A 4,543-nucleotide genomic window follows, 5' to 3' on the forward strand; every position below is an offset into this window, starting at 1 on the left:
GGCGGACACCCTGGACCGCTTTGTCGCCGGGCAGTGCCCTATGGAGACCCGCAACGCCATCGCCTATGGCGCAACCGGCATGTCGGGTACCTTGTGGGGGCAGTTTGCCGAGCTGGGTGCCATTGGCGCCCTCTTCCCCGAAGCCGATGGCGGCTTTGGCGGCGCCGGTTTCGACATTGCCGTGGTCTTCGAGGCCCTTGGCCGCGGCCTGGTGGTGGAGCCCTTTCTCGGGGCCCTGCTGGTGGGGCGGGCCCTGGGCGCCGTGGGTACGCCCGCGCAGAAGGAACGCATCGCCAGCCTGATCGACGGCTGCACGGTGGCCGCGCTGGCGCACGACGAACCGGGCAGCCACTACGAACTGGCACGCGTCGCCACGCAGGCGGTGCGCAACGACAAGGGTTGGGCACTCTCGGGCGCCAAGGCCGTGGTGCTGCAAGGCGCGCAGGCGCATCTCTTGCTGGTCTCGGCACGCACGGCCGGTGCGGTGGACAGCGAGGACGGCATTTCGCTGTTCCTGGTGCCCGCCGATGCGCCGGGCGTGGAGCGCCGCGGCTACGGCCGCATCGACGGCGGTGGCGCCGCCGACATCACCTTCAACCAGGTGCAGCTGGGCGCGGATGCCCTGCTGGGCGCAGAGGGCCAGGGCTTTGCCACGCTGGAGCTGGCGGTGGGCTGGGGCGTGCTGGCACTGTGCGCCGAGGCCCTGGGCGCGATGGAAGTGGCCAAGAAGGACACGCTCGAATACCTGCAGACGCGCAAGCAGTTCGGCGTGCCCATCGGCAGCTTCCAGGCGCTGCAGCACCGCATGGTCGATCTGCTGCTGGAGGTGGAACAGGCACGCTCGGCCGTGATCAACGCCGCGGCCGCCATGGGCGGCGAGCGGGTGGCGCGCGAGCGGGCGCTGTCGGCCGCCAAGTTCACCATCGGCCGCATCGGCGCACTGGTATCGGAAGAAAGCATCCAGATGCATGGGGGCATCGGCATGACCTGGGAGCTGCCGCTGTCGCACTATGCCAAGCGGCTGGTGATGATCGACCACCAGCTGGGCGACGAAGACCACCACCTGGCGCGCTACATGGCGCTGGGCGCGGGCACACACGGAGACTGAATATGGCGACCACCCAAGAACCGAACCAGGGCCTGGACCTGCCCCTCGAAGGCGTGCGCGTGCTGGACCTGTCGCGCGTCTTCGCCGGGCCGCTGTGCGGCCAGGTGCTGGCCGACTTCGGCGCCGAGGTCATCAAGGTCGAGCACCCGGGCCGCGGCGACGACACGCGCGACTGGGGCCTGCGCATCGGCAAGACCGAGACCACCTACTACAACAGCATGAACCGCAACAAGCGGTCCATCACGCTGGACCTGCAGAGCCCGGAGGCCCTGAAGATCATCCACGGCCTGCTGCCGCAGGTCGACGTGGTGATCCACAACTTCAAGACCGGCGGCGCCGAGAAGCTGGGCCTGGGCTACGAGCAGCTGAGGTCCATCCGGCCCGACCTGGTGTATTGCGCCGTGGCCGGCTACGACGCGAGCGGCCCCGAGGCCAAGCGCCCTGGCTACGACCTGGTGATCCAGGGGGAAGCCGGCCTGATGGCGCTGAACGGCGAAGCCGAGCAGCCGCCGCTGAAATTCGGTGTGGCCGTGGTGGATCTGGTGACCGGCATGCACGCGGCCCAGGCCGTGCTGGCCGCCCTGTTCCGGCGCGAGCGCACGGGCAAGGGCCGGCTCATCGAGATGGCACTGTACGACTGCGGCATCATGGTCACGGGCTACTACGGGCTCGATGCGCTGCAGCTCGGCCGCGACCCGGCGCGCTACGGCAACGCCCACCCCTCCATCGTGCCCTACGGCATGTTCGAGGCGGCGGACGGCCCACTGATCATCGCCGTGGGCAACAACACGCAGTTCGACAAGTTCTGCCGCGTGGTGATCGGGCGACCCGATATCGTCGAAGACCCGCGCTTTGCCACCAATGTGGAGCGGGCCAAGAACCGGCCGGCCCTGGTGCCGCTGCTCAACGGCATGATCCGCTCTCTGCCGCGCGATGTGCTGCTCGAGCGCATGGCGGCGGCCGGCATCCCCTGCGGCAAGGTAGCCGGCCTGCACGAGGCCCTGACCAGCGAGCGCACGCGCGTGAGCGGCCTGGTGCAGGACATGCCCCACCCCGTGACCGGCACCACGCCCGTGTTCGCGCCGCCCTACCGCCTGGACGGCCAGCGCCTGCCCGTGCGCAATGCGCCGCCCACGCTGGGGGAGGGTACGCGCGAAGTGCTGCAGCGCCTGCTGGCCCTGGGCGAGGACGAGCTGCAGCAGTTGCAGCAGAGCGGCGTGCTGACCCTTCCAGCCGCCTGACGCCAGACATTCACAACACCGAGACAAGACCATGAGCACCTCTTTCAACCGCCGCACCGCCCTGCAGGGTCTTGCCGCACTGGCCGCAGTCGGCAGCGCTGGCCTGCCGGGCAGCAGCCTGGCCCAGCCCGCCAAGGACGCAGCCTGGCCCGCCAGCCTCATCAAGCTGATCGTGCCCGTCCCGGCCGGCGGCCCGACCGACACGGCCTCGCGCATCGTGGGCCAGAAGCTGGCCGAGCGCCTCAAGCAGGCTGTGGTGGTGGAAAACCGCCCCGGCGCCTCGGGCTCCATCGCCGCGTTGCAGGTGGCCAAGGCCGAGCCCGACGGCTACACCTTGATGATGCTGGCCACGCCCACCCTGCTGGCGCCCCACCTGTACAAGAAGACGGGCTACGACACGGTGAAGGACTTCGCCCCGGTGGCCACGGTGTACGACCTGCCCATCGTCGTGGTGGTCAACCCCACCCAGCTGCCGGACGTGACCGACCTGCGCAAGCTGATCGTCCATGCCAAGGCGCAGAAGGCGCCACTCAACTACACCAGCTCGGGCGCGGGCAGCTTTGGCCACCTGAGCATGGAGCTGCTCAAGCAGATGGGCGGCTTCGACATGCAGCATGTGCCTTACAAGGGCGGCGTGCCGGCCATCACCGACACCATCGGCGGCCAGGTGCCGGTAATGTATGCCGACCTGGTGGCCGCCCTGCCCCACATCAAGGCCGGCAAGCTGCGCGCCATCGCCGTCGGCTCGCCCCAGCGCGTGGCCATGCTGCCCGATGTGCCGACCATTGCCGAGCAGGGCTTCAAGGGCTATGACGCCGTGTCCTGGGGCGGCCTGCTGGCCCCTGCGGGCACGCCCAAGGCCGTGGTGGAGCGCATCGCCAATGAGGTCCGCCAGATCCTGGCCGACAAGGAGATCCAGGAGAAGCTGCTGAACGCGGGCGCCATCGCCCGCTTCCAGGACCCGGCGCAGATGGGCCAACATGTGCAGCAGGACTATGCCAAGTGGGGCCAGCTGATCCGCGACAAGGGCATTGCACCGGAGTGACACCGCCATGAAGACACGCATCACCGAACTCTTCGGCATACAGCACCCCATCATCCAGGGTGGCATGCACCATGTGGGCCTGGCCGAGCTGGCATCGGCCGTCTCCAATGCCGGCGGGCTGGGCATGGTCACGGGGCTGACCCAGCGCACGCCCGAGCTGCTGGCCCGCGAGATCGCGCGCTGCCGCGCCATGACCGACAAGCCCTTCGGCGTGAACCTGACCTTTCTGCCCTCGGTCAACCCGCCCGACTACCCAGGGTATGTGAAGGCCATCATCGACGGCGGGGTGAAGGTGGTCGAGACCGCGGGCAACAACCCGCAGAAGTGGCTGCCAGCGCTCAAGGAGGCCGGCATCAAGGTCATCCACAAGTGCACCTCGGTGCGCCATGCACTCAAGGCCCAGGCCATCGGCTGCGATGCGATCAGTGTCGATGGCTTCGAGTGCGGCGGCCACCCGGGCGAGGACGACGTGCCCAATTTCATCCTGCTGCCGCGGGCTGCGGAAGAACTGAGCATCCCCTTCGTCGCATCGGGCGGCATGGCCGATGGCCGCTCGCTCGTGGCCGCGCTGGCCCTGGGCGCCGAGGGCATGAACATGGGTACGCGCTTCATTGCCACCCAAGAGGCGCCGGTGCACGAGAACGTCAAGCGCGCCATCGTCGCCGCCAGCGAGCTGGACACGCGCCTGGTCATGCGCCCGCTGCGCAACACCGAGCGGGTGCTGAGCAACGCCGCCGTGGAACGGCTGCTGCTCAAGGAGCGCGAGCTGGGTGCAGCGATCACCTTCGAGGACGTCCTGCCCGAGGTGGCCGGTGTCTACCCGCGCATCATGCAAAGCGGCGAGATGGACGCGGGCGCCTGGTCCTGCGGCATGGTCGCTGGCCTGATCCACGACGTGCCCACGGTGCAACAACTCATCGACCGGACCATGGCCGAGGCCCATGCCCTGATCCACGAGCGCTTGGCCGGGCTGGCCCGCTGAGCACTCCTTCATCCCTAGAAAGCATTCCATGAAAATCCTCGTCCCCGTCAAGCGCGTGGTGGACTACAACGTCAAGGTCCGAGTCAAGTCGGACCAGACCGGTGTGGACATCGCCAACGTGAAGATGAGCATGAACCCCTTTGACGAAATCGCCGTCGAAGAGGCCG

At 68.6% G+C, this 4,543-nt stretch carries 4 protein-coding genes and 1 pseudogene; all 5 read left to right on the forward strand.

The window, feature by feature from the left end; all coding sequences use genetic code 11:
- A partial coding sequence (locus ACK59X_RS35710) for an acyl-CoA dehydrogenase family protein (RefSeq protein WP_409964331.1) occupies positions 1–1,108 on the forward strand: 1,108 nt, incomplete at its 5' end.
- Between the two features lie 2 nt (positions 1,109–1,110).
- Complete coding sequence (locus ACK59X_RS35715; RefSeq protein WP_409964332.1) at positions 1,111–2,349, forward strand: CaiB/BaiF CoA transferase family protein; 1,239 nt, start codon at positions 1,111–1,113, stop codon at positions 2,347–2,349.
- 31 nt (positions 2,350–2,380) lie between these two features.
- Positions 2,381–3,394 carry a Bug family tripartite tricarboxylate transporter substrate binding protein gene (locus ACK59X_RS35720; RefSeq protein ID WP_409964333.1) on the forward strand — a complete coding sequence of 338 codons (1,014 nt, stop codon included), beginning with the start codon at positions 2,381–2,383 and terminating at the stop codon, positions 3,392–3,394.
- Positions 3,395–3,401: 7 nt separating this feature from the next.
- The gene (locus ACK59X_RS35725; RefSeq protein WP_409964334.1) at positions 3,402–4,376 is read left to right on the forward strand and encodes an NAD(P)H-dependent flavin oxidoreductase; all 975 of its coding nucleotides are present in this window, start codon (positions 3,402–3,404) and stop codon (positions 4,374–4,376) included.
- Between the two features lie 28 nt (positions 4,377–4,404).
- Positions 4,405–4,543 (forward strand): annotated as a pseudogene (locus ACK59X_RS35730) (electron transfer flavoprotein subunit beta/FixA family protein); the annotation flags it as partial.

Origin of the sequence: Acidovorax sp. (genome assembly GCF_046339755.1) — a bacterium.
GTDB lineage: Bacteria > Pseudomonadota > Gammaproteobacteria > Burkholderiales > Burkholderiaceae_C > Acidovorax.

Excerpts from the sequence above, each read along its gene's own strand:
- ACK59X_RS35715 (WP_409964332.1), top strand. The coding sequence starts at position 1,111 with ATGGCGACCACCCAAGAACCGAACCAGGGCCTGGACCTGCCCCTCGAA.
- ACK59X_RS35725 (WP_409964334.1), top strand. The coding sequence starts at position 3,402 with ATGAAGACACGCATCACCGAACTCTTCGGCATACAGCACCCCATCATC.
- ACK59X_RS35720 (WP_409964333.1), top strand. The coding sequence starts at position 2,381 with ATGAGCACCTCTTTCAACCGCCGCACCGCCCTGCAGGGTCTTGCCGCA.